Origin of the sequence: Microlunatus kandeliicorticis, from assembly GCF_014137855.1 — a bacterium.
Lineage (GTDB): Bacteria > Actinomycetota > Actinomycetes > Propionibacteriales > Propionibacteriaceae > Microlunatus > Microlunatus kandeliicorticis.
Map to the genome: position 1 here is coordinate 396,494 of NZ_JACGWT010000003.1, position 21,472 is coordinate 417,965.

At 73.4% G+C, this 21,472-nt stretch carries 19 protein-coding genes and 1 tRNA gene; 5 read left to right on the top strand and 15 right to left on the bottom strand.

Annotated elements, in window-relative coordinates:
* The first annotated feature begins 304 nt into the window (after positions 1 to 304).
* A complete protein-coding gene (locus FHX74_RS10915; protein WP_182560136.1) occupies positions 305 to 4,099 on the top strand; it encodes an ABC transporter ATP-binding protein in 3,795 nt (1,264 codons plus the stop codon).
* A gap of 153 nt (positions 4,100 to 4,252) precedes the next feature.
* Here FHX74_RS10915 and pth read toward each other — a convergent pair whose 3' ends face one another.
* From pth to FHX74_RS10940, 5 genes are all read right to left on the bottom strand, one after another.
* Positions 4,253 to 4,840, bottom strand: coding sequence for an aminoacyl-tRNA hydrolase (gene pth / locus FHX74_RS10920; RefSeq protein WP_182560137.1), 588 nt, complete (start codon positions 4,838 to 4,840; stop codon positions 4,253 to 4,255).
* Positions 4,841 to 4,889: 49 nt separating this feature from the next.
* Positions 4,890 to 5,582 carry a 50S ribosomal protein L25/general stress protein Ctc gene (locus tag FHX74_RS10925; RefSeq protein WP_182560138.1) on the bottom strand — a complete coding sequence of 231 codons (693 nt, stop codon included), beginning with the start codon at positions 5,580 to 5,582 and terminating at the stop codon, positions 4,890 to 4,892.
* 255 nt (positions 5,583 to 5,837) lie between these two features.
* Entirely contained in the window at positions 5,838 to 6,815 is a 978-nt protein-coding gene (locus FHX74_RS10930) for a ribose-phosphate diphosphokinase (RefSeq protein WP_182560139.1), read from the bottom strand.
* Complete coding sequence (gene glmU / locus FHX74_RS10935; protein ID WP_328823761.1) at positions 6,812 to 8,431, bottom strand: bifunctional UDP-N-acetylglucosamine diphosphorylase/glucosamine-1-phosphate N-acetyltransferase GlmU; 1,620 nt, start codon at positions 8,429 to 8,431, stop codon at positions 6,812 to 6,814. Before glmU ends, FHX74_RS10930 begins: the two co-directional genes overlap by 4 nt.
* A 61-nt stretch (positions 8,432 to 8,492) precedes the next feature.
* Positions 8,493 to 8,571, bottom strand: a tRNA-Gln gene (locus tag FHX74_RS10940).
* A gap of 163 nt (positions 8,572 to 8,734) precedes the next feature.
* Here FHX74_RS10940 and FHX74_RS10945 point away from each other — a divergent pair.
* From FHX74_RS10945 to FHX74_RS10955, 3 genes are all read left to right on the top strand, one after another.
* A complete protein-coding gene (locus tag FHX74_RS10945) occupies positions 8,735 to 9,382 on the top strand; it encodes a TetR/AcrR family transcriptional regulator (protein ID WP_182560140.1) in 648 nt (215 codons plus the stop codon).
* 105 nt (positions 9,383 to 9,487) lie between these two features.
* The gene (locus FHX74_RS10950) at positions 9,488 to 10,726 is read left to right on the top strand and encodes an MFS transporter (protein ID WP_182560141.1); all 1,239 of its coding nucleotides are present in this window, start codon (positions 9,488 to 9,490) and stop codon (positions 10,724 to 10,726) included.
* A 15-nt stretch (positions 10,727 to 10,741) separates the two neighbouring features.
* Positions 10,742 to 11,323 (top strand): MarR family winged helix-turn-helix transcriptional regulator, encoded by a 582-nt coding sequence (locus FHX74_RS10955; protein WP_182560142.1) that lies wholly within the window; start codon positions 10,742 to 10,744, stop codon positions 11,321 to 11,323.
* Between the two features lie 22 nt (positions 11,324 to 11,345).
* On the opposite strand, the gene FHX74_RS10960 is transcribed toward FHX74_RS10955, so the two are convergent.
* From FHX74_RS10960 to rsmI, 10 genes are all read right to left on the bottom strand, one after another.
* Complete coding sequence (locus FHX74_RS10960; protein WP_220483758.1) at positions 11,346 to 12,563, bottom strand: low temperature requirement protein A; 1,218 nt, start codon at positions 12,561 to 12,563, stop codon at positions 11,346 to 11,348.
* A gap of 40 nt (positions 12,564 to 12,603) precedes the next feature.
* Positions 12,604 to 13,539: a 4-(cytidine 5'-diphospho)-2-C-methyl-D-erythritol kinase gene (locus FHX74_RS10965; protein ID WP_182560143.1), complete on the bottom strand. Its 936-nt coding sequence runs from the start codon at positions 13,537 to 13,539 to the stop codon at positions 12,604 to 12,606.
* A 65-nt stretch (positions 13,540 to 13,604) separates the two neighbouring features.
* A complete protein-coding gene (locus FHX74_RS10970; RefSeq protein ID WP_328823762.1) occupies positions 13,605 to 14,045 on the bottom strand; it encodes an MmcQ/YjbR family DNA-binding protein in 441 nt (146 codons plus the stop codon).
* A gap of 10 nt (positions 14,046 to 14,055) precedes the next feature.
* The gene (locus FHX74_RS10975) at positions 14,056 to 14,361 is read right to left on the bottom strand and encodes a Dabb family protein (RefSeq protein ID WP_182560144.1); all 306 of its coding nucleotides are present in this window, start codon (positions 14,359 to 14,361) and stop codon (positions 14,056 to 14,058) included.
* 22 nt (positions 14,362 to 14,383) lie between these two features.
* A complete protein-coding gene (gene rsmA / locus FHX74_RS10980; RefSeq protein ID WP_220483857.1) occupies positions 14,384 to 15,259 on the bottom strand; it encodes a 16S rRNA (adenine(1518)-N(6)/adenine(1519)-N(6))-dimethyltransferase RsmA in 876 nt (291 codons plus the stop codon).
* Between the two features lie 94 nt (positions 15,260 to 15,353).
* Positions 15,354 to 16,475, bottom strand: coding sequence for a ubiquitin-like domain-containing protein (locus tag FHX74_RS10985; RefSeq protein WP_182560146.1), 1,122 nt, complete (start codon positions 16,473 to 16,475; stop codon positions 15,354 to 15,356).
* 189 nt (positions 16,476 to 16,664) lie between these two features.
* Positions 16,665 to 17,333: a nitroreductase family protein gene (locus tag FHX74_RS10990; RefSeq protein WP_182560147.1), complete on the bottom strand. Its 669-nt coding sequence runs from the start codon at positions 17,331 to 17,333 to the stop codon at positions 16,665 to 16,667.
* Positions 17,334 to 17,345: 12 nt separating this feature from the next.
* Complete coding sequence (locus FHX74_RS10995) at positions 17,346 to 18,266, bottom strand: TatD family hydrolase (protein WP_182560148.1); 921 nt, start codon at positions 18,264 to 18,266, stop codon at positions 17,346 to 17,348.
* Between the two features lie 47 nt (positions 18,267 to 18,313).
* Complete coding sequence (locus FHX74_RS11000) at positions 18,314 to 18,541, bottom strand: hypothetical protein (RefSeq protein ID WP_182560149.1); 228 nt, start codon at positions 18,539 to 18,541, stop codon at positions 18,314 to 18,316.
* Positions 18,542 to 18,705: 164 nt separating this feature from the next.
* A complete protein-coding gene (gene rsmI, locus FHX74_RS11005) occupies positions 18,706 to 19,572 on the bottom strand; it encodes a 16S rRNA (cytidine(1402)-2'-O)-methyltransferase (RefSeq protein ID WP_182560150.1) in 867 nt (288 codons plus the stop codon).
* Positions 19,573 to 19,799: 227 nt separating this feature from the next.
* On the opposite strand from rsmI, the gene FHX74_RS11010 reads away from it, so the two are divergent.
* On the top strand, positions 19,800 to 21,323 hold the full coding sequence (locus FHX74_RS11010; RefSeq protein ID WP_182560456.1) for a dolichyl-phosphate-mannose--protein mannosyltransferase: 1,524 nt from the start codon (positions 19,800 to 19,802) through the stop codon (positions 21,321 to 21,323).
* Positions 21,324 to 21,472 lie beyond the last annotated feature (149 nt).

Genomic DNA, 21,472 nt, shown 5'->3' on the forward strand with positions numbered 1-21,472 from the left:
ACTGCCATTGCGAAGCTCAATAGCAAGGCTATCCGGCTGGTCTTCGCCCGGACCGCGGGTGATGATGGACCGGCCCGAACGTTCCTTCGCGTCCACGAAGCCGGTGTTCACCAGGTGATCCAGCCCTGATGTGCCGGGCCGCAGTGCGGCCCGACGGACCCACCTCGGGTCCCCTCGTCTCTCTTCCCCACTCCCCCACGTCTCGTCCGCACGCGCGCCCACGTCGCCGCGCGTCCCGGCCGGTCGCCGCGCGCCCGGCCCCTGCCTCACTGCTAATCGTCACCGCTCGTCTGGAGACCTTCTGATGTCCGGCCCCACGGCCACCCTGCTGCCCTTCCGCAGACCCCGTCCGATCCCGTCCTCCGCACCGCCCGTCGATCCGGCCGGCTCGGTGCCCGACGCCCCGGGGTGGTGGCCGCGGATCCGGCCGCACCTCGCCCGGCACAAGCTGATCGTCGGCTCGGCGATGACCCTGGCCGCCCTGTACGCGGCGCTGACCGCCTTCGTCCCGCTGCTCACCCAGCGGATCGTGGACGACGCGATCGTCACCCACCGGCTGCCGGTGGTGCCGATGATCGGCCTGCTCGGCGCCGCCGGTGTGGTGATCTTCCTGCTCTCGGCGACCTGGCGCTACCTGTCGGCCAAGGCGGCGCTGCGCGTCCAGCACGACCTGCGCAACGGGATCTACGACACCCTGCAGCGACTCGACTTCACCGGGCACGCGCAGCTGCAGTCGGGCCAGCTGGTCTCGCGGGCCAGCAGCGACCTGCGCTGGATCCAGGTCGGGATGGGATGGCTGCCCGAGGTCGCCTCGACGGTGATCGGGATCAGCGTCTCGATCGTCATCATGATCACGCTGTCCCCGCCGCTGGCCGCCGTGGTGGTGGTGATCATCGTCGTGGTCTTCGCGGTCACCCACCGGATGCGGACCCGGGTGCACGCGGCCGGTTGGGACGCCCAGCAGCGCGAGGCCGACATGACCACCGAGGTGGAGGAGTCGGTCACCGGCGTGCGGGTGGTCCGGGCCTTCGGCCAGGAGGACGCCGAGACCGCGCGGCTGCACCGCACCCTGCTGGCCATGTTCGCCGCCCGGGTCCGGGCGGTGCGGTTGCGCGCGCCGTTCTTCGCCTCGCTGATGGCCGGCCCGCAGGTCGGCCAGGTGATCATGCTCGCGCTCGGCGGCGGCCTGGTGCTGACCGGCCACCTGACCATCGGCGTGTTCCTGGCCTTCTCGTCCTACCTGACCGGGCTCGCCGGCAAGACCCGGGTGGCCGGGATGATCCTCAGCAACTTCCCGCAGACCCAGGCGGCGATCGAGCGGGTCGGCGAGATCCTCGACCTGCGTCCCTCGATGGTCGAGCCGGCCGAGCCGGTCCGGGCCACCGGCGCCGGGGCGATCAGCTTCCGGGACGTGTCCTTCGGCTACGCCGACGGCGACGGGCACCTGGTGCTCGACGGCTTCGACCTCGACGTGGCCGCCGGCGAGTCGATCGCGCTGGTCGGGCCGTCCGGCTGCGGCAAGTCGACGGCGATGCAGCTGGTGCCGCGGTTCTTCGACGCGGTCGACGGCCAGGTGCTGGTCGACGGCGTCGACGTCCGCGACCAGTCCGCCGCCGAGCTCCGGCGCCGGGTCGGGGTGGTGTTCGAGAACAGCTTCCTGTTCTCCGACACCATCGCGGCCAACATCTCCTACGGCGTGCCCGACGCGACCCCGGAGCAGATCGAGCGCGCCGCCCGGGCCGCGATGGCGCACGACTTCATCACCGCCACCCCGGACGGCTACGACACCGTGGTCGGGGAGCAGGGCATGACCCTGTCGGGTGGTCAGCGGCAGCGGGTCGCGCTGGCCCGCGCGATCCTCACCGACCCCGACGTGCTGCTGCTCGACGACGCCACCAGCAGCGTGGACGTCGCGGTCGAGCGCGAGATCCACGCCAACCTCGGCCCGTTCCTCGAGGCACGGACGACGATCATGGTCGCCTACCGCGAGTCGACGGTCCGGATGGCCGACCGGGTGGTGCTGGTCGAGGGCGGCCGGGTGCTGGACACCGGCAGCCACGAGGAACTGTTCGCCCGCAGCCCGCTCTACCGCGACCTGTTCGGCGACCTCGCCGAGGACGTCCCGGCCGGCACCGCCGGTGGCGAGCAGGCGGCGGCCGAGCTGCTGCCCGCGGCCCGGCGCGGCGAGTTCGAGCCGACCGCCTCGTCCTGGGAGTCGCGGGCCGACCAGACCGGCCGGCTGCCCGCCGCGCTGCGCTCGCTCTCCGAGCCCACCTCGCCGCGGATCGCGGCCCGGATCGCCGCGCTCCCCGACTTCGGGGACACCCCGGGTCTGGACCTCGAGGCCGAGGGCCGCACGCAGGAGCGGTTCACCCTGCTGCACTTCCTCAAGCCCTACCGGTTCGGGCTGCTCGCCGGCCTGCTGCTGGTAGCCGCCGAGGCGGTGCTCAACCTGATCAACCCGCTGCTGATCCGCGAGGGCGTCAACCTGGGCATGATCGGCAAGTCGACCACCGCGCTCGCGCTGGTGACGGCGGCCACCCTGGCGCTGGTCACCGGGCTGTTCTTCGTCCAGCGCGGCTCGCAGCTGCAGACCCAGCGGACCACCGAGCGACTGCTGGTCGCGCTGCGGTCGCGGGTCTACGGCCAGCTGCAACGGCTGGGCATCGACTTCTACGACCGGACCCAGACCGGCCGGGTGATGACCCGGATGACCTCCGACATCGACGCGATCGCCGAGCTGCTCCAAGTCGGGTTGATCAACCTGATGATGGCGGTGCTGACCTTCTGCGGCATGTCGGTGGTGATCGTCGGTCTGGACTGGCGGCTCGCGCTGATCGTGCTCTGCGTGATCCCGCCGGCCGCGCTGGGCACCTGGTGGTACCGCCGCCGGGCCTCGGTCGCCTACGACGAGGCGCGCGAGCGGACCTCGCTGCTCAACGCCAACCTGCAGGAGTCGCTGGCCGGCATCCGGGTCACCCACGCCTACCTGCGCGAGCAGCGCAACCTGACCGCGTTCTCCGGGCTGGGTGGGGACTTCATGCTGTGGTCGCGGCGGAGCGCGTTCGCGACCTCGACCTACGTCGGCATGATCGAGTTCCTGTCCACCGCGGCCACCGCGGCCACCCTCGGGGTCGGCTCGGTGCTGATCGGCAACGGCTCGCTGGCCCTGGGCACGCTGCTCGCCTTCCTGCTCTACCTGGCCCAGGCGTTCGCGCCGGTGCAGCAGATGGCGACCGTGTTCGACGTCTACCAGCGCGCCCGCGCCGGCCTGGTGAGGATCCGTGAGCTGCTCGGGCTGCAGACCTCGACGCCGGTGCGCGCCGACGCTCTCGACCCGGGTGCGGTCCGCGGCGAGATCGAGCTCGAAGGCGTCCGGCTGCGGTACGCCGGCACCTCGACCGACGCGCTCAAGCGGGTCGACCTGCGGATCCCGGCCGGTCAGCGGGTCGCCTTCGTCGGCCGCACCGGGGCCGGGAAGTCGACCACGGTCAAGATGGTGTCGCGGTTCTACGACCCGACCGAGGGCCGGATCCTGATCGACGGCGAGGACCTCGAGCACCTCGACCTGGCGCGCTACCGCCGCCAGCTCGGCTACGTCCCGCAGGAGCCGTTCCTGTTCAGCCGGTCGGTGCGCGACAACATCGCGTACGCCCGGCCGGAGGCGACCGACGCCGAGATCGAGGCGGCGGCCCGGGCCGTCGGCGCGCACGAGTTCATCTCGCGGCTGCCCGACGGCTACCACCAGGTGATCACCGAGCGCGGCCGGTCGCTGTCGGCCGGGCAGCGCCAGCTGCTCTGTCTGGCCCGGGCGCTGATCAACGACCCGGCGATCCTGATCCTCGACGAGGCGACCAGCAACCTCGACCTGGCCAGCGAGCGCAAGGTCAACCAGGCGATGCGGGTGGCCTCGCGCGGCCGGACCACGCTGGTGGTCACCCACCGGCCGCAGTCGCTGCACTGGGTGCAGCGGGTGCTGGTGGTGGCCGACGGCGAGATCGTCGGGGACCACGAGGCGCGTCGCTATCTGAGCGAGACCCTGGGCTCCGGCTCGGCCGACGACGTCACCGAGTCCGAGGACGTCGCTCTGGCCGGCTGAGGCTCCGCGTGGCCTGGGCCTGTCGAGGGGCGGGGGCACCTGCGCTTCGACAGGCTCAGAGCGCGTTCCTCACCACGGTGCCCGGAGCCCGTCGAAGGGCGGGAGCACCTGCGCTTCGACAGGCTCAGCGCGCAGACTGGGCGTGCGAGGGCGTCAGGAGTTGAAGGTGTTCTGGGTGCGCTCGAGGCCGACGGTGAGCAGCGACTCCACGGCGTCGGCGGCCCGGCCGACCTCGATCTCGAGGTCGGTGCGCGCGCCCGCGGGGAAGTTGCTGAGCAGGAAGTCGGCGGGGTCCTGGCGGCCCGGTGGACGCCCCACGCCGAACCGGACCCGGTAGAAGTCGCCGGTGTCCAGGCTGCGGCGCATCGACTTGAGCCCGTTGTGGCCGTTGTCGCCACCGGCGAACTTGACCCGCAGCTGACCGAAGTCGATGTCGAGCTCGTCATGGACGGCGACGATCCGGTCGGGCGCGATCTTGTGGAAGGCGGCGAGCTTGACCACCGCCGCGCCGGAGTCGTTCATGAAGGTGCGTGGCTTGACCAGCACCAGCCGTGGGCTCTCGGCCCCGGGCGGGCCGAGCCGGGTCTCGGCGACCTCGGCGCGCATCCCCCGCGGCGCGGCGAACCGCACACTGCGGCGTCGCGCGAGCTCGTCGACCACCATGAAGCCGACGTTGTGGCGGTGACCGGCGTAGGTCGGGCCCGGGTTACCGAGCCCGACCACCAGCCAGCTGTCTGCCATCGTGAGACGAACGACCTGCGCGCACCGGTCCGCACGGGACCGGCAGCGGTCAGGACTCGGAGTCGCCCTGGTCGGAGGACTCGGACCCGTCGGCGGACTCGCCGCCCTCGCCGTCCTCCGAGGACTCCTCGTCGGTCTCGGCCAGCGTCGGCTCGATGCCCACCTCGGCCTCGGCCTCGGCCAGGTCGGCCTCGATCTCCTCGGCGGTCGGCGCGTTGCTGACCCCGACGACCAACAGCTCGGGGTCGTCGACCAGGGTCGCGCCGTCGGGCAGCTTGAGGTCGCCGGCCAGGAACTGGGTGCCGGCGGTGGCGCCCTCCACCGAGACCGTGATCGCCTCGGGGATCCGGGTCGCCTCGGCCTCGATCGAGACGGTGTTGCGGTCGGTCACCACCAGGGTGTCCGGAGCCGCCTCGCCCTCGACGTGGACGGCCACGTCGACGGTGACCTTCTCGCCGCGGCGGACGATCAGCAGGTCGACGTGCTCGATGAAGCCCTTGATCGGGTCGCGCTGGACCTGCTTGGGCAGCGCCAGCTGGGACCGGCCGTCGACGTCGACGTCGAGCAACGCGTTGCTCGCGCGCAGCGCCAGCTGGGTCTCGTGGCCCGGCAGGGTGATGTGGATCGGGTCGGTGCCGTGCCCGTACAGGACGGCGGGCACCTTGTGGGCGCGACGGATCCGGCGGGCGGCGCCCTTGCCGAACTCGGTGCGCATCTCGGCGGTCAGCTTGACCTCGGCCACTTCGACTATCTCCTCGAACTTCGGAACTCGGTTGTGATGTCAGCGTCGCGACGACGCGACTGCCCGGAGCGAACCGGACGAGGTCAGTTTGATGACAGGCCCAAGAACTGGGCGGAACGTAGCGTCCTTGTCGATCACGGTCTGACCTGCCGACCCTCGCCGAGGCAACCGGTACAGCTTAGCCGACCGCCCCCAGGCCGTCACATCGCGACCGGCACCGTCGCCGGACGCTCAGGTCACCCCGACCGGCGACGGTCAGGACTGGCCGTTGAACAGGCTGGTGACCGACCCGTCCTCGAACACCTCGTGGATCGCGCGGGCGATCAACGGCCCGATCGAGAGCACGGTCAACCGGTCGAACCGCCGCTCGGGCGGGATCGGCAGCGTGTTGGTGACGATGACCTCCTCGAAGGCGGAGGCCGACAGCCGCTCGATCGCCGGCCCGGACAGCACCGGGTGGGTGGCCGCCGCGATCACCTTCTTGGCGCCGCGGGCGACCAGCGCCTCGGCGGCCTGGCAGATGGTGCCGGCGGTGTCGATCATGTCGTCGACCAGCAGGCAGACCCGGCCGCGGACGTCGCCGACGACCTCGTGCACCGCCACGGTGTTCGCGACGTTCGGGTCGCGGCGCTTGTGGATGATGGCCAGCCGGGTGTTCAGCCGGTCGCTCCACATGTCGGCCAGCCGCACGCGGCCGGCGTCCGGGCTGACCACGGTCATCTCGGAGGTGTCGTACTTGTCGACCACGTAGTCGGCCAGCACCGGCAGCGCCCAGAGGTGGTCGACCGGCCCGTCGAAGAAGCCCTGGATCTGCGCGGCGTGCAGGTCGACCGACATCAGCCGGTTGGCCCCGGCGGTCTTGAACAGGTCGGCGATCAACCGGGCCGAGATCGGCTCGCGGCCGGCGTGCTTCTTGTCCTGCCGGGCGTAGGGATAGAACGGCGCGACCACGGTGATCCGCTTGGCCGAGGCGCGCTTGAGCGCGTCGACCATGATCAGCTGCTCCATCACCCACTCGTTCACCGGAGCGGCGTGGCTCTGGATGACGAAGGCGTCCGAGCCGCGGACCGACTCCTCGAACCGGACGTAGATCTCGGAGTTGGCGTAGTTCAACGCCCGGGTGGGGACGATCTCGACCCCCATCAGCTCGGCCACCTCGCCGGCGAGCTCGGGATAGGCCCGGCCCGAGAACAGCATCAGGTGCTTGTCGTTGGGCCGCTTCACTCCGGTCACGCCTGGTCTCCCCCGTCCTGCGGGGCGCCGTCCCGGCCCCGGGTCCGCTGCTGTTCCTGCTCGTGGTGCGCGTGATCGGCCGCGTCCGGCGGGCGCGCCCCGGCCCGGTCGGCGGCCGCCGCCGTCCGGGTGTCCGGCCGGCGCCGGAACACCCAGCCGTCGACATTGCGCTGCCGGCCGCGGGCGACCCCGAGCTGACCGGGGCGAACGCTCTCGGTGACCGCCGACCCGGCGGCCACGTAGGCGCCGTCGCCGACCTCCACCGGATGGATCAGCACCGACCCGCTGCCGACGAACGAGTCCCGGCCGACGCTGCTCGGGTTCTTGGACACCCCGTCGTAGTTGGCGAAGATCGTGCCGGCGCCGATGTTGCTGCCCTCGCCGATCTCGGTGTCACCGGCGTAGGTCAGGTGCGGCACCTTGGCCCGCTCGCCGATCCGGGCGTTCTTGGTCTCGACGAAGGTGCCGATCTTGCCCTCGGCCCCCAGCACCGTGCCCGGCCGCAGGTAGGCGTACGGCCCGACGCTGGCGCCGGCCCCGATCACCGCCAGGCTGGCCTGGCAGCGGGTGACGGTGGCACCCTCCCCGACCTCGACGTCGACCAGGGTGACGTCCGGGCCGATGACCGCACCCTCGGCCACCGTGGTGGCGCCCTCGAGCGAGGTGTTGGGCAACAGGGTGACGTCGCTCGCCAGGTCGACGTCGGCGTGCACCCAGGTGCTGGCGGGGTCGACGACCGTCACGCCTGCGAGCATCCAGCGCTCGAGCAGCCGGCGGTTGATCTCCGCACCCATCCGCTGCAGCTGGACGCGGTCGTTGACCCCCTCGACCTCCCAGCGGTCGGCGGTCAGGTGCGCCCGGACCGGGCGGTGCCGGCGACGCGCGATGCCCAGGACGTCGGTCAGGTAGAGCTCGCCGGTGACCGGGCTGGGCACCAGCTCGTCCAGCGCCCCGGTGAGCACGTCGGCGGCGAAGACGTAGATGCCCGAGTTGATCTCGCGGATGGCCCGCTCGGCCGGGCCGGCGTCCTTGTGCTCGACGATCCCGAGCACGTCCCCGGCCTCGCCGCGGACGATCCGGCCGTAACCGGTCGGGTCGTCGACCTCGGCGGTCAGCACGGTGATCGAGGCCCCGGCGTCGCGGTGGGCGCCGACCAGGGCGGTCAGCGTCGCCGAACCCAGCATCGGCACGTCGGCGTAGGTGACCAGCACCTCCCCGGACAGCGGGCCGGTCCGCTCGGTGAGCACGCGGAGGCCGCACCGGACCGCGTGCCCGGTGCCGTAGGCGTCGTCGGTCTGCACCGCCACCGTGACGTGCGGGGCGATCTCGGCCAGGTGCGCCTCGACCTGATCCCGCTGGTGCCCGACGACCACGACCACGTGCTCGGCGCCGGCCTCGACCGCCGCGTCGACGGCGTAGTTGAGCAGCGAGCGGCCGGCGATCTCGTGCAGCAGCTTCGACCGCCGGGACTTCATCCGGGTGCCGGCCCCCGCGGCCAGGATCACCGCGGCCGCGACGCCGTGGCTCGGTGTCGTCAGATCGGTGTCGGGGTCGGGTCCGACGGGGCCGGTGGGGGGCGTCGGGTCGTCCGGGTTCCCGGGAGAGGCGGTCGCCACGCTGCTCCTCGCTGTCGCGCTGTCGGTCGGCCGGCGGTGCGGTCGAGCTCGTCGGGCGGCGCTCCCCGGGTAGGAGTCGAACCTACGTCGCTGGTCCTGATTCAAAGTCAGGCGGGCCCTGCCGGCAGACCAACCGGGGATCGCACGGCCGGACCGCCCCCAGGTCGTCGACTTGGTCACTCCCGCGGATCGGCCGAGGCCAACCTTACGCAGGTGGCTGCTCGGTCCGCACATCCTCCACGGCCCCGGTCCAGCCGTCACCCAGAATGGGGTCTCCGACCCGGGGAGCCACGAGGAGCAGCGATGACCGAGAGCAGGGAGCGGTCGCGGCGCGGCCGGGTGCGGATGAGCAGCGCCGAGCGTCGCGAGCAGCTGATCGACGTGGCCCGGCGGCTGTTCGCCGAACGGGGCTACGACCAGGCCTCGGTCGAGGAGATCGCGGCCCGGGCCGAGGTCAGCAAGCCGGTGGTCTACGAACACTTCGGCGGCAAGGAGGGGCTCTACGCGGTGATCGTCGACCGCGAGGTGCGGACCCTGCTCGACGTGATCCGCGGCTCGCTCAGCCGCGGCGAGGACCGCGAGCTGATCGAGTCCGCCGCGCTGGCCCTGCTCGACTACATCGAGACCCACACCGACGGTTTCCGGATCCTGGCCCGCGACTCCTCGGTCGGCACCACCGGCGGCTCGCTGGCCAGCGTCCTCGGCGACGTCGCCGACCGGGTCAGCGAGCTGCTCGCACCGGAGTTCCGGCGTCGCAAGCTCGACCCGAAGGCAGCGCCGATCTACGCCCAGATGCTGGTCGGGATGATCGCGCTGACCGGGCAGTGGTGGCTGGACAACCGCAAGCCGCGCAAGCAGGACGTCGCCGCCCACCTGGTCAACCTGGCCTGGAACGGGCTCCGCGGGCTTGAGGCCAAGCCGCGGCTCCAGGGCACCCACGACCTGTCCTGAGGTCGGCGCGCGAGCCCGGCCACCCTCCGCCGTCGCCGACTTGGTGGGTGATCGCCGAGCCCGTATCGTTGGCGGCGTCTAGATCGATTCAGAAAGAGCGCCTCGATGACCGCCCTGCTCGCGCCCGCCGCGACCACCCGCACCCCGCCGCTCGGCAGCCCGCGCTCCGTGCTCGCCGTGACCCTGATGTTCGCCGCCAACGGCGTGATCCTGGGCAGCTACGGTGGCGCGCTGCCCTCGCTCCGCGACCGGCTCGACCTCAGCGCCGTCCAGATCGCCGTCATGCTCTTCTCGGCCGGCGCGGCCGGGCTGGTGGCCATGCAGCTCGGCGGTCGGCTGACCGACCGGATCGGCGCCCGGACGATCGCCCTGGCCGCGCTGCCGATCCTGGTGCTCGCCGCGGTGACCCTCGGGCTGGCCCCGGTCTATCCGGTGGCCGTGGCCGGGGCGGTGCTGGTCGGGTTCGGCAACGGCGCGATGGACGTGGCCATGAACGCCCTCGGCGTCCAGGTCGAGTCGGGACGGCGGGCCCGCGGCGGTGGCGCGGTGATGAGCCGCTTCCACGCGTTCTGGTCGCTCGGCCAGTTCACCGGGGCCGCGATGGTGCTGCTACTGGCGGGCGTGTTCACCCTGCGCGGGGCGGCCGTGGTCGCCCCGGTGCTGCTCGCCGCCGCGCTGGTCGCCACCGTCGCCTGGCTGGTGCTGCTGCGGATCGCCCCGGTCGCCGTCACCGTCGACCACACCGTCGACGGCCGCAGGACGAAGATCCCGCGGGCCGCCTGGGTGCTCGGCGCGATGGCGCTGGCCTTCGGGCTCTGCGAGGGCACCGCGGTCGACTGGTCCTCGATCCACGTCACCGACGTGGCCCGGGTGGACTCGACCACCGGGTCGCTCGGGCTGATCGCGGTCAGCGGGTTCATGGTGCTGATCCGGCTGCTCGGCGACCGGCTGGTCGACCGGTTCGGGCACCGCGCGGTGGTCCGGTTCGGCGGCGCCTGCGCCGCGGTCGGCTACCTGGTCGTCACCCTCACCCACCCGCTGCCGCTGCTGGTCGACGGTTGGGCCCTGGTCGGCTTCGGGGTCGGGATGATCGCCCCTCAGGTCTACGCCACCGCCGGGCACCTCGGCGGCGGCCGGGTGCTCGCCGTGGTGGTGACCTTCGGCTACGCGGCGTTCCTGGCCGGTCCGGGCCTGATCGGCTTCGCGGTCCGACACGTCGGCGTCCAGCACACGATGGCGCTGCCCGCGGTGCTCAGCATCGGCATCATCGTGCTCGCCGCGACCATGCCGTCGCACCACGCCCGCGGGACGGAGCCCGAACTCTCTCGACGTCAAGAGTCTTGATCTAGAATCCCGGTCATGGCCGGGTCCGCCGCACGCACGTCGACGAGCGCGTCGACGTCCGCGCCCGCGAGCAGCTCCCGGGCCACCGACGCCGAGCCCGGTGCGCAGGCGCGGGACGAGGTCGACAGCCTGGTCGACGCCTGGCAGCGCGAACGGCCGGAGCTGGACGTCTCGCCGATGCACGTGCTGTCGCGGGTGACCCGGCTGGCCCGGCACCTCGACCGGGCCCGCCGGGACGCGTTCGCCGCCCACGAGCTCGAGTCGTGGGAGTTCGACGTCCTCGCCGCGCTCCGCCGCGCGGGGGCGCCCTACCGGCTCTCCCCCGGCCAGCTGCTCCGCGAGACGATGGTCACCTCGGGCACCATGACCAACCGGGTCGACCGGCTCAGCGCCCGAGGGCTGGTCACCCGCACCGACCACCCCGAGGACCGTCGGGGCGTCCTGGTCGGGCTCACCCCGACCGGCCGCGCCGCCGTCGACGCCGCCATGGACGACCTGTTGGCCGCCGAGCACGCCATCCTCGACGACCTCGACCGCGCCGAGCTCGACGCGCTGGCCGGCACCCTGCGTCGGCTGACCGTCGCCTACGAGGGCTGACCCGCCCGACGGTCCCGTCCGCTCAGTCGGCCTCGCCGTCCGGCGCCAGCCCGGCGACCACGATCTCCACCGCCAGCAGTCCGGCGCAGACCACCCCGGTCAGCACCTCGGGGAAGGGTGTGAACGCGGCGGCCAGCACGGCTAGGACGGCGACCCCGAACGGCACGGCGGTCCGCGGTCCCGGGTCGTGCCCGCGGACCTGGAAGAACCAGATCCCGGCCAGCAGCACCGCGACGGCCCCTGAGAGCAGCAGGGCCGATCCCAGACCCGAGTCGGGCGCGCCCTCGCCCTCGTGCAGCCCGACCGCGGTCCAGTGGTCGACCCGGGCGGCCAGCCCGGCGCCGACCGCCGCGGCCGAGGCGAAGATCAGGTAGTGGCCGAAGCCCCACAGGTAGTGCCAGCCACGGCCGGCGCCGCGACCGCGCTCGAGCACCGCGGCGGCGGGCCGGGAGAAGTACAGCCACCAGACGCTGAAGACGATCAGCACCCCGCCGACGATCACCGCGGCCAGGTGACCGCGCTCGGCGTCGTCGGCGCCCAGCGCCTCGGAGATCCCGTCCGCGCTGGAGAGGATCACCTCGCCCAGCACGATGATGAAGAACAGGCTGTAGCGCTCGGCGACGTGGTGCGCGTGCCAGCTGGTGGGGCCGGCCCGCTCGGCGATCACCGGCACCGCGAGGTCGGCAACGATCAGCAGCAGGAAGACCGGCAGTCGTTCGGCCAGCGGCACCAGCAGGGCGCCCACCCAGGCCGCCTGGACGATCAGGATGCCGACCGCGTAGCGCCGGCAGGTCCGGCGCCGGGCGGGGTCGTGCCGGGCGGCCCGCAGCCACTGGACGACCAGTGCGATCCGCATGATCAGGTAGCCGATGATCACCGTGGTCGGGTGCTCGAACAGGTGCGGGACGCCGGCGGCCAGCACCAGCGAGCCGAGGATCTGCAGGATGGTCAGCAGCCGGTAGACGACGTCGTCGTTGTCGTAGGCGGAGGCGAACCAGGTGAAGTTGAGCCAGGTCCACCAGATCGCGAAGAAGGCCAGCGCGTACTCGGGCAGCCCGGTCGCCAGGTGCTGCGCGGCGGCGTCGTGGTGCAGGGTGGCGGCGGCCCGCGAGACCGCGACCACGAAGCACAGGTCGGTGAGCAGCTCGAGCGGCGTGGCTACCCGGTGCGGCTCGGCCGGGTCGCGGGACCGCAGGACCCGGACGGCCGCGGGTCGGAGCGGGCCGGGCAGGACGGACACGGCGGCAGCCTAGTGAGCCGGCCGCCGCCGGTCTGCGGCGTCAGCCGATGATCCGCGCCCCGGGCGCCGGGCCGGTGGCCCGGCGGACCGTGCGGCAGACACCGTCGGCGCTCAGCGCGACCCCGAGGTCGACCGCGGCGGTCTCGGAGCCGACCAGGAAGGCGACCGTCGGGCCGGAGCCGGAGACCAGCGCGCCCAGCGCGCCGTACTCGAGGCCGGCCTCGAGCGTCCGGGCCAGCTGCGGCTGCAGGTCGATCGCGGCGGGCTGCAGGTCGTTGGTCAGGGTGGCCCCTAGCCGGGCCGGGTCGGCGGCGAGCAGCGCGTTGAGCATCTCGTCGGGCACCTCGAAGTCGGCCGGGGCCGGCGGGTCGCCGATCTCGTCGAACCGGCGGTAGACGGCCGGCGTCGAGAGCCCGTGCTGGGCGAAGGCGACCACCCAGTGAAAGGTGCCGCGGGCCATCGCCGGCACCACCGACTCGCCGCGGCCGCTGCCGATCGCGGTCCCGCCGAGCAGCGCGAACGGCACGTCGGAGCCGAGCTCGGCGCCCAGCTCGCGGAGCGCCTCGGGGCTGACGTCGAGGTCCCAGACCACCGCGCAGGCCAGCAGTGCGGCGGCGGCGTCGGCCGAACCACCGGCCAGCCCGCCGGCCACCGGGATCGACTTGCGGACCGCGAGCTCGACGCCGACCGGCTCGTCGGCCGCGTACCGCTCGGCGAGCAGCCGGGCGGCGCGCAGCGCCAGGTGGTCGTCGCCGTCGGGGACCAGCTCGGCGCCCTCACCGGTGGTGGTCACCTCGAACACCCCGGGCTCCGCGAGCGTGGCCTGGACCTCGTCGAAGAGCGAGATCGCGTGGTAGACGGTGGCCAGCGGGTGGAACCCGTCCTTGCGCGGCGGACCGACGCGGAGCGCCAGGTTCAGCTTGGCCGGGGCCCGCACCCGGACGCTGCTCGGTCCAGGGGGGATCGGAGAGGCCACCCGGTGAGCGTAGTGGCGGGTCGCGGGCGGGCCCGGCCCGGGTGATCCCGGCCGGTCGGGCGTCCTCAGTCCAGGCTGCGGTCGGGGTGGGCGGCGAGCCAGTCGGCCGCCCGCCGGGCCGAGGCCCGCGACAGCCACCCGTCGATGATCAGCTCGGCCAGCTGGCGCCGGGTCAGCTCCCCGAGCCGCGAGGCCCGGACCAGCACCGAGAGGTGGCCGTCGAAGTGCGGCGTGGTGAACGCCGGGTGGTCGGGGTCCTGCACCAGCGCCAGCTTGTCGGCCTCGTCAGGCACCCAGAAGACGATCACGTCGTCGTAGCGCTCATCGGTGTCCGGGTCGAACGCGTCGGGTCGCGGGTTGCGGAAGAAGACGAAGCTCTTGCCGCCGACCTGGTAGACCGCGTTGTCCCGGCTGCCGCCGACCTGCTGGACGTGCGGCATCGACGTGGCGATCGCGTGCACGTCGGCGACCGTGGCCGGCCGGTCGGCACCGCGCCCCGCCACCACCGCCGCCCGCTCAGGCCGGGTCCGGCAGCTCGAGCTGCACCCGGGAGATCTGCTCGCTGGCCCCGCCGATCAGCGCCCGGTAGCGGTTGTGCTCCTCGTCGGCGTCGTAGGCCCGGTAGGACTCGACGTCGGTCCAGTCGTTGACGATGGCGAACGTCCACCCACCCGGACGGAGCCCGGCGTCGCGTCCGACGGTCATCGACAGCTGACCCGGGAGCCGGAGCCCGGCGACGCCGGCCAGCCCCTCGTCGAGCCGGCGCGAGGTCTCCTCGTCGGCGTCGTCGGCCAGCCGCCCGGTCACCACGTTCCTGATCACGGCGTCATCATGCTCCGGGACGTCAGGTCCGCGCCCGCGGCCCCGGGGTCACCGGCAGCCGCTCGGCGATCCGGGCGAACGCCGCCACGTCGAGCGTCTCGCCCCGTGCCGTCGGGTCGACCCCGGCGGCGGTCAGCGCCTCGCTGGCGGCGGCCGACGAGCCGGCCAGCCCGGCCAGCGCCGAGCGGAGCATCTTGCGGCGCTGGGCGAACGCGGCGTCGATCACCGCGAACACGTGGGCGCGGTCGGCGGTGGTCTCCGGCGGCGGTCGGCGGGTGATCCGGACCAGCCCGGACTCGACGTTGGGGACCGGCCAGAACACCGCGGCCGGGACCGACCCGACCCGGGCGGTCTCGGCCCACCAGGCCATCTTGGCCGAGGGCACGCCGTAGGTCCGCGACCCCGGGCCGGCGGCCAACCGGTCGGCCACCTCGGCCTGCACCATCACCAGCCCGTGACGCCAGTCCGGGAAGGTCTCCAGCAGGTGCAGCAGCACCGGCACCGAGACGTTGTAGGGCAGGTTGGCCACCACCCGGGTCGGCGTCCGTGGCAGCGTCCGGACCGCCAGCGCGTCCGCGGTGACCACGGTCAGGGCGTCGGCGTGCTCGGGGCTCCGGTCGGCCACGGTGGCCGGGAGCGCGCCGGCCAGCAGCTCGTCGATCTCCACCGCGACCACCCCGGCCGCCGCGTCGAGCAGGGCCAGGGTCAGTGACCCCAGCCCGGGGCCGATCTCCAGCACCACGTCGTCGGCGGTCACCCCGGCCGTGGTCACGATCCGGCGGACCGTGTTGGCGTCGACGACGAAGTTCTGCCCGCGCTGCTTGGTCGGCCGCAGCCCGAGCCGGGTGGCGAGCTCGCGGACCGACCGCGGGTCGAGCAGACGCGTCACGGACGCCAGTGGATCACACGGCGGACGGCGACCGGGAACGGCGACGGGACACGCCCCGAGTGACTCGGTGCGTGTCCCGCAGCGCGTGTTCGGGGCCGGAGGCTCAGACGCCGGCCTTGCCGCTGCACACCGGCCAGGCACCCCAGCCCTGCGCGGCCTGGACCCGCTTGGCCACGGCGATCTGGGTCTCGCGGCTGGCGTTGTTGGGCATCCCGGTGCCGCCGTAGGCCCGCCAGGTCGACAGGGTGAACTGCAGGCCGCCGTAGAAGCCGTTGCCGGTGTTGATGCTCCAGTTGCCGCCGGACTCGCAGGCCGCGATCCGGTCCCAGACGCTGCCCGAGGCGACGCTCGGCGCCGAGCCGGAGGACGAGGAGCCGGACGAGCCCGAGGAGGACGAGCTGCTGGAGGGCGCCGGCGCCTCCTTGGTGCCGACCAGCACGATCCGGGTGACCGGCTGTTTGGTCACCTTCGAGCCGCTGGTGACCTGCTTGAACACCTTGCCGTCGTGCAGGGTCTGCGTGTAGGTGGTCGTCCGCTCGCCCTCACGACCCGGGTTCTCGATCTTGGTCTTGCCCTTGTCCAGCGAGCTCGAGTTCTTCCGGACGGTGGCGTAGTCGACGTCGGTCTTCTTGGTGATCTTCTTGACGTCGACGCGGGTGAAGGTGAAGGCGTTGACCTCGGTGAGCTCGGCGTCGGGGTCGACGCTGAGCAGGTCATTGCTGTCCTTGGTGATCTTGGCCGCGGCGAGCGCGTCGCTGACGGTGTCCCCGGTGGTCTGCACGGTACGGGTCTTGCCGCCCGCGGTGATCTTGACCGTCTTGAGGGTGTCGACGTCGAAGCTGATGCCCTGCCGGCCGATCCCGGCGCTGCGGCTGGTCGACAGGTCGGCCCCGGCGTTCTGGATGCCGGCCAGGTCGAGGGCCTGCTGCACGGTGGTCGCCGTGGTCCAGAAGGTCTTGCGCTCACCGTCGACGGTCACCGCGACCGGACGCCCGTAGCGGACCGCGATCAGGGTGCCGTCGCTGATCTTGCTGTCCAGCCCGGGGGCGACGACGTCGTGCGGGCCGACGGCGATCTTCTGGGCCTTGAGGACGTCGCCCACGGTCGAGCCGTAGGTGGTCAGGGCGCGCTGGCTGCCGTCGACGGCCAGCGTCACCTTCGAGCTCGCGCTGGCGACCCCGAAGGTGCCGCCGATGAGGGCGAGAGCGGCACCGCCGGCCGCCACGGGAATGATCTTGCGCACAGTGCTCCGCTTCGCTCGCGACCCGTGTCGGTACTGTCGGGTCGTGTGGTCTCGGTCACCGGCCGGACCAGTGGGTACCAGTGCGCCGGGTCGCAAATGCTCGTGGGAGCCTGCCAAATCCTTTCGAAGATCACAAATTGGTAACCACACGGGTCGCTCTGACCACCACGATCACACCGGCCCCTTTCCACCGCTGCATTCATCGGACCAGTGCGCGTGGTGGATCACCTCCGAGCGCGGCCGCCGGCCGCGACGCGCGGCGGACCCGGCCGCGCCCGGGCTCGTCGCGGGGTGGCCGAGCGTGACCACACCGACCAGCGCACGATCGTGCGGCACCCCGAAGTGGCCGGCCACCGGACCGACGGCCGCCTCGGGAACCCCGGCGAACGCCGCCCCGAGCCCGGCGTCGACGGCGGCGTAGAGCAGCGCCTGGACGCTCATCCCGGCGTCGACCCACCAGTAGGGCACCGACCACGGCAGCTGACCCGGCGCCCGGCCGTCACGGGCCGACGCCGGCCGCTTGTCGGGCTCGGCGTAGCGGGCCCGGTAGGCGGCCTCGGAGGTCCACACCAGCACCAGCACTGGCGCCGAGCTCATCCCGGCCAGCCAGCGGTCCGGCGGCCCGCCCGCGCCGGGTGCGCCTGCGACCCCCAGCCGCCAGAACGCCGCCCGGTCGGCGTCGGCGGTCAGCACCAGCAGCGCGACGCCCTGGCTGAACCCGGCCGACGGCGTCCGCCGGGCCGCCTCGAGCACCGTCTCCAGCACCGCCGGGTTCACCGTGCGGTCCGGGTCGTAGGCGCGCACCATCCGGCGGCGGCGGACGACATCGCCGAACTCCATCCCGGTCGCCGGTCAGCCGGCCGACGGCCAGGGGCCGCCGAAGGCCGCCGAGGTGTTGGCGTCGAGTGCCCGGCAGACCTCGGCCAGGTCGGTGCCGAGCGTCTCGGCGATCACCCGGGCGGTGTGCGGGATCAGATAGGAGGCGTTCGGCCGTCCGCGGTAGGGCTCGGGGGTCAGGTAGGGCGCGTCGGTCTCGGTCAGCACCCGGTCGAGCGGGGTGATCCGGAGCGCCTCGCGGAGCGCACCGGCGTTCTTGAAGGTCACCGTGCCGGCGAAGGACAGGTAGGCGCCGCGGTCGAGACAGGCCCGGGCCACGTCGGCGTCACCGGAGAAGCAGTGCATCACCCACCGCTCCGGCACCCCCTCGGCGTCGACCACCGCGAGCACGTCGTCGTGGGCGTCGCGGTCGTGGACGACCACCGTCCGGCCGTGCGTCCGGGCGATGGCCAGGTGGCGGGCGAACGACTCCCGCTGGGTGCGCCGGCCGTCGTCCTCGCGGGTGCGGAAGTAGTCCAGCCCGGTCTCCCCCACCGCCCGCACCACGGGGTCACCGGCCAGCGCGTCGATCGCGGCCAGCGCCTCCTCCAGGGCGTCCGGGCCGTTCTCGGCCAGCCGGGCCGCGTCGTTGGGGTGCACGGCGACGGCGGCCACCACCGAGGGCCAGGTCCGGGCCGCCTCCACGGCCCACCGGGACCCGGCGACGTCGCAGCCGACCTGGACGATCCGGGTCACCCCGACCGACGCGGCGGCCGCGACCGCCGCGGCCGGATCGAGGTCGGTGCGTCCGTCGGCGACGTCGAGGTGACAGTGGCTGTCGGCCACCGGCGCGGGCAGCGGTTCGGGACGGGCCGGGCGCTCGAGGTTGCGGCGTCGGCCGGTCTCGTCGGTGCCGGCGCGGCGCTCACGCGGCGCCGGCGGCTGGGCGGTGCTCACCGGCCCAGCCTAGGAAGCTCCGCTCCGCGGGCTCGGGGGTGTGGCGATCAGTGGGCGGCGAGCCCGCTCCACCGGAGCACGGTGGGGCGGCCGCCGACGTGCTCGACGGCCGGGGCCGCCGGTCGCTGCAGCTGGCGGACCCGCTCGCGGAGCCGGAGTCGCGCCGGCGAGGTCACCACCGACCCGGGGACGGCCGCGGGAACGGTCTCGGCGGTGCCGGTCTGGGTGGGCTTGGTCTGGATGGGCTCGGCCTGGGTGGGCTGGGACTGGGTCATGGTCACTCCGGCGGTTCGGGCGGGCGGGTGGAGGGCCGGCGCCTCGGTGCGGTCCGGATCCCGACGCTCACAGCCTGCCCCCGCCGACCAAGCCTCCGCCCGGCGCGAGCTTCGGATTCGGCCAGCGTTAACGCAGGATTTCCCGGGCCGAAACACGCCGCCGGTCAGGCCCGGGCGCGACGGGCGGCGAGCACCGCCTCGTAGAGCTCGTTGCGGGCCACGCCGGTCCGCTCGGCCACCGCGGTCACCGCCGGTTTGAGCCGTTCGCCGCCGGCCACCGCGGTCTCGACCTCGGCCACGGCGGCGTCCGGATCGACCACCGCCGGTGGTGCTCCGCCGACCACCACGGTGATCTCGCCGCGCACGCCGTCGGCCGCCCAGGCGGCCAGCGCTGACAGCGGGCCGCGGCGGACCTCCTCCCAGGTCTTGGTCAGCTCCCGGCAGACCGCGGCCGGCCGGTCCGGCCCGAGCGTCTCGGCCATCGCGGTCAGGGTGGCGGCCAGCCGGTGCGGCGCCTCGAAGAGGATCAGCGTCCGTGGCTCGTCGGCCAGCGCCCGCAGGGCCCGGTCGCGCTCGCCCGCGCGGCGGGGCAGGAAGCCCTCGAAGCAGAACCGGTCGACCGGGAGACCCGAGACGGCCAGCGCGGTGAGCACGGCCGATGGCCCGGGCACCGCGGTGACCGGCAGCCCGGCCGCGACCGCCGCGGTGACCAGCCGGTAGCCGGGGTCGGAGACCGACGGCATCCCGGCGTCGGTGACCACCAGCACCCGCGATCCGGACCCGACCGCGGACACCAGCTCGGCGGTCCGGGCCGCCTCGTTGCCCTCGAAGTAGGACACCAGCCGGGCCCCGGTGGAGACACCGAGCCGGTCCAGCAGCGCCCGGAACCGGCGGGTGTCCTCGGCGGCGATGACGTCGGCACCGGCCAGCTCGGCGAGCAGCCGCGGGCTGGCGTCCCCGGCGTCGCCGATCGGGGTCGCGGCCAGCACCACCGCCGCGTGCGGTCGCTCGGGCGGGGTGTCGTGGGCCACCCGCACAGCCTGTCACCGCCCGGCCACCGGGCCCACCGGCGCGCCCGGACACCCGCTCGCCGCGTTCCGCAGGACCGGGCCGGCTCAGGTCGGCTCCCTACTATGACCCGGTGACGCACGAGGCCCTGCTGGCCGAGCAGACCCGGCCGGCACCCCCCGAGCCCCGGGCGGACGTGCCGACCGCGGCGCCGCCTCCGCCCCGCACGGTCGACCGGCTCCGCGACCCGATGCCGTCCGACGCCCTGCTCAGCTGGGTGCTGACCGTGGCCGTCACCGCGCTGGCCTTCGCGATCCGGCTGGTCCACCTGGGCCGGCCGAGCCGGCTGGTCTTCGACGAGACCTACTACGCCAAGGACGCCTACTCGCTGCTCAAGTACGGCTACGAGCGCAACTGGCCCCAGGACGCCAACGCCTCGATCGTCGCCGGCCACCCGGACGTGATGCTCAAGACGGCCGAGTTCGTCGTGCACCCGCCGGTCGGGAAGTGGCTGATCGCCTCCGGCGAGGCGATCTTCGGGATGAACTCGTTCGGCTGGCGGTTCGCCTCGCTGGTCTTCGGCTGCCTGCTGATCGCCGTGCTGATCCGGCTGGTCCGGCGGATCAGCCGCAACACGGTGATCGGCTGCCTGGCCGGCGTGCTGCTCACCTTCGACGGGCTGCACTTCGTGATGTCCCGGACCGCGCTGCTCGACATCTTCCTGGCCTTCTTCCTGGTCGCCGCGGTGGCCTGCCTGGCGGTCGACCGCGACTGGTTCCGCGACCGGTTGGCCCGCGCGATCGAACGCTCCGGCGGCGCCGACCTCGCCCGCCGCTTCGGACCGGCACAGCTCTGGCGGCCCTGGCGGCTGGCCGCCGGCGTCTGCTTCGGGCTGGCGCTCGGGACGAAGTGGAACGCGCTCTACGTGCTCGCCGCGTTCGCGCTGCTCACGCTGGCCTGGGACGTCGGCGCCCGCCGGCTGGCCGGTGCCGGCCCCCGGGCCTGGTGGGCGGTGCTCCGCGACGGCGTGCCCGCCTTCGTCTACCTGGTCGTCGTCTCGGTGGTGGTCTACGTCGCCACCTGGACCGGCTGGCTGACCACCTCCGGCGGCTACGACCGCGACTGGGGCGCGCAGAACCCGCAGGCCACCACCACCCGGCTGCTCGGAGCGCCGCTGGCCTCGCTGCTGCACTTCACGAAGGACATCTACGCCTTCCACACCGGCAGCTACATCGACAGCCAGACCCACACCTACGCCGCCAACCCGTGGGGCTGGCTGATCCTGGCCCGGCCGATCGGCATCGACGCGGTCAACGGCATCAAGCCCGGCACCGACGGCTGCCTCGGGCCGGACAACTGCCTGCGGGTGATCAGCGGGATCGGCACCCCGGCGCTGTGGTGGGGCGCCGTCTTCGCGCTGATCGCGGCGGCGATCCTGTGGATCGGCGGCCGCGACTGGCGGTTCGGGATCCCGGTGGTCGGGGTGCTGAGCGCCTGGCTGCCCTGGTTCCAGTACACCGCCCGGCCGCTGTTCTTCTTCTACGCGATCGCGATCATCCCGTTCTCGGTGGCCGCGGTGGCGATGGCGCTCGGGCTGCTGGTCGGCCCGGCCCGGCCGGCCGACCCCCGCCGGCGGCTGTGGGGTGGCGTGGCCGCCGGGGTTTTCGTCGCGCTGGTGTTGGCGAATTTCGCCTACCTCTACCCCATCCTCACCGACCAGCTGCTGCCCTACCCGTCCTGGCTGTCCCGGATGTGGTTCCGCAGCTGGATCTGAGGCACAGAGCCGTCGGGGCCTGGGATTTTGCTGTGTTGCGACGAGGTGACAACCAGACCCTTGCTGGCTGAAGCTTTGTCGACCGCAGTTAGAGTCTGGCGGTGGTCGCCCGGCCCGGCACGCCGCCGCGCCCGGTCACGACGGCCACC

Coding starts and splice junctions, on each gene's coding strand:
- FHX74_RS11010 (WP_182560456.1), top strand. CDS start 19,800: ATGCCGTCCGACGCCCTGCTCAGCTGGGTGCTGACCGTGGCCGTCACC.
- FHX74_RS10945 (WP_182560140.1), top strand. CDS start 8,735: ATGACCGAGAGCAGGGAGCGGTCGCGGCGCGGCCGGGTGCGGATGAGC.
- FHX74_RS10955 (WP_182560142.1), top strand. CDS start 10,742: ATGGCCGGGTCCGCCGCACGCACGTCGACGAGCGCGTCGACGTCCGCG.
- pth (WP_182560137.1), bottom strand. CDS start 4,840: ATGGCAGACAGCTGGCTGGTGGTCGGGCTCGGTAACCCGGGCCCGACC.
- FHX74_RS10915 (WP_182560136.1), top strand. CDS start 305: ATGTCCGGCCCCACGGCCACCCTGCTGCCCTTCCGCAGACCCCGTCCG.
- FHX74_RS10950 (WP_182560141.1), top strand. CDS start 9,488: ATGACCGCCCTGCTCGCGCCCGCCGCGACCACCCGCACCCCGCCGCTC.
- FHX74_RS10990 (WP_182560147.1), bottom strand. CDS start 17,333: ATGGAGTTCGGCGATGTCGTCCGCCGCCGCCGGATGGTGCGCGCCTAC.
- FHX74_RS11000 (WP_182560149.1), bottom strand. CDS start 18,541: ATGACCCAGTCCCAGCCCACCCAGGCCGAGCCCATCCAGACCAAGCCC.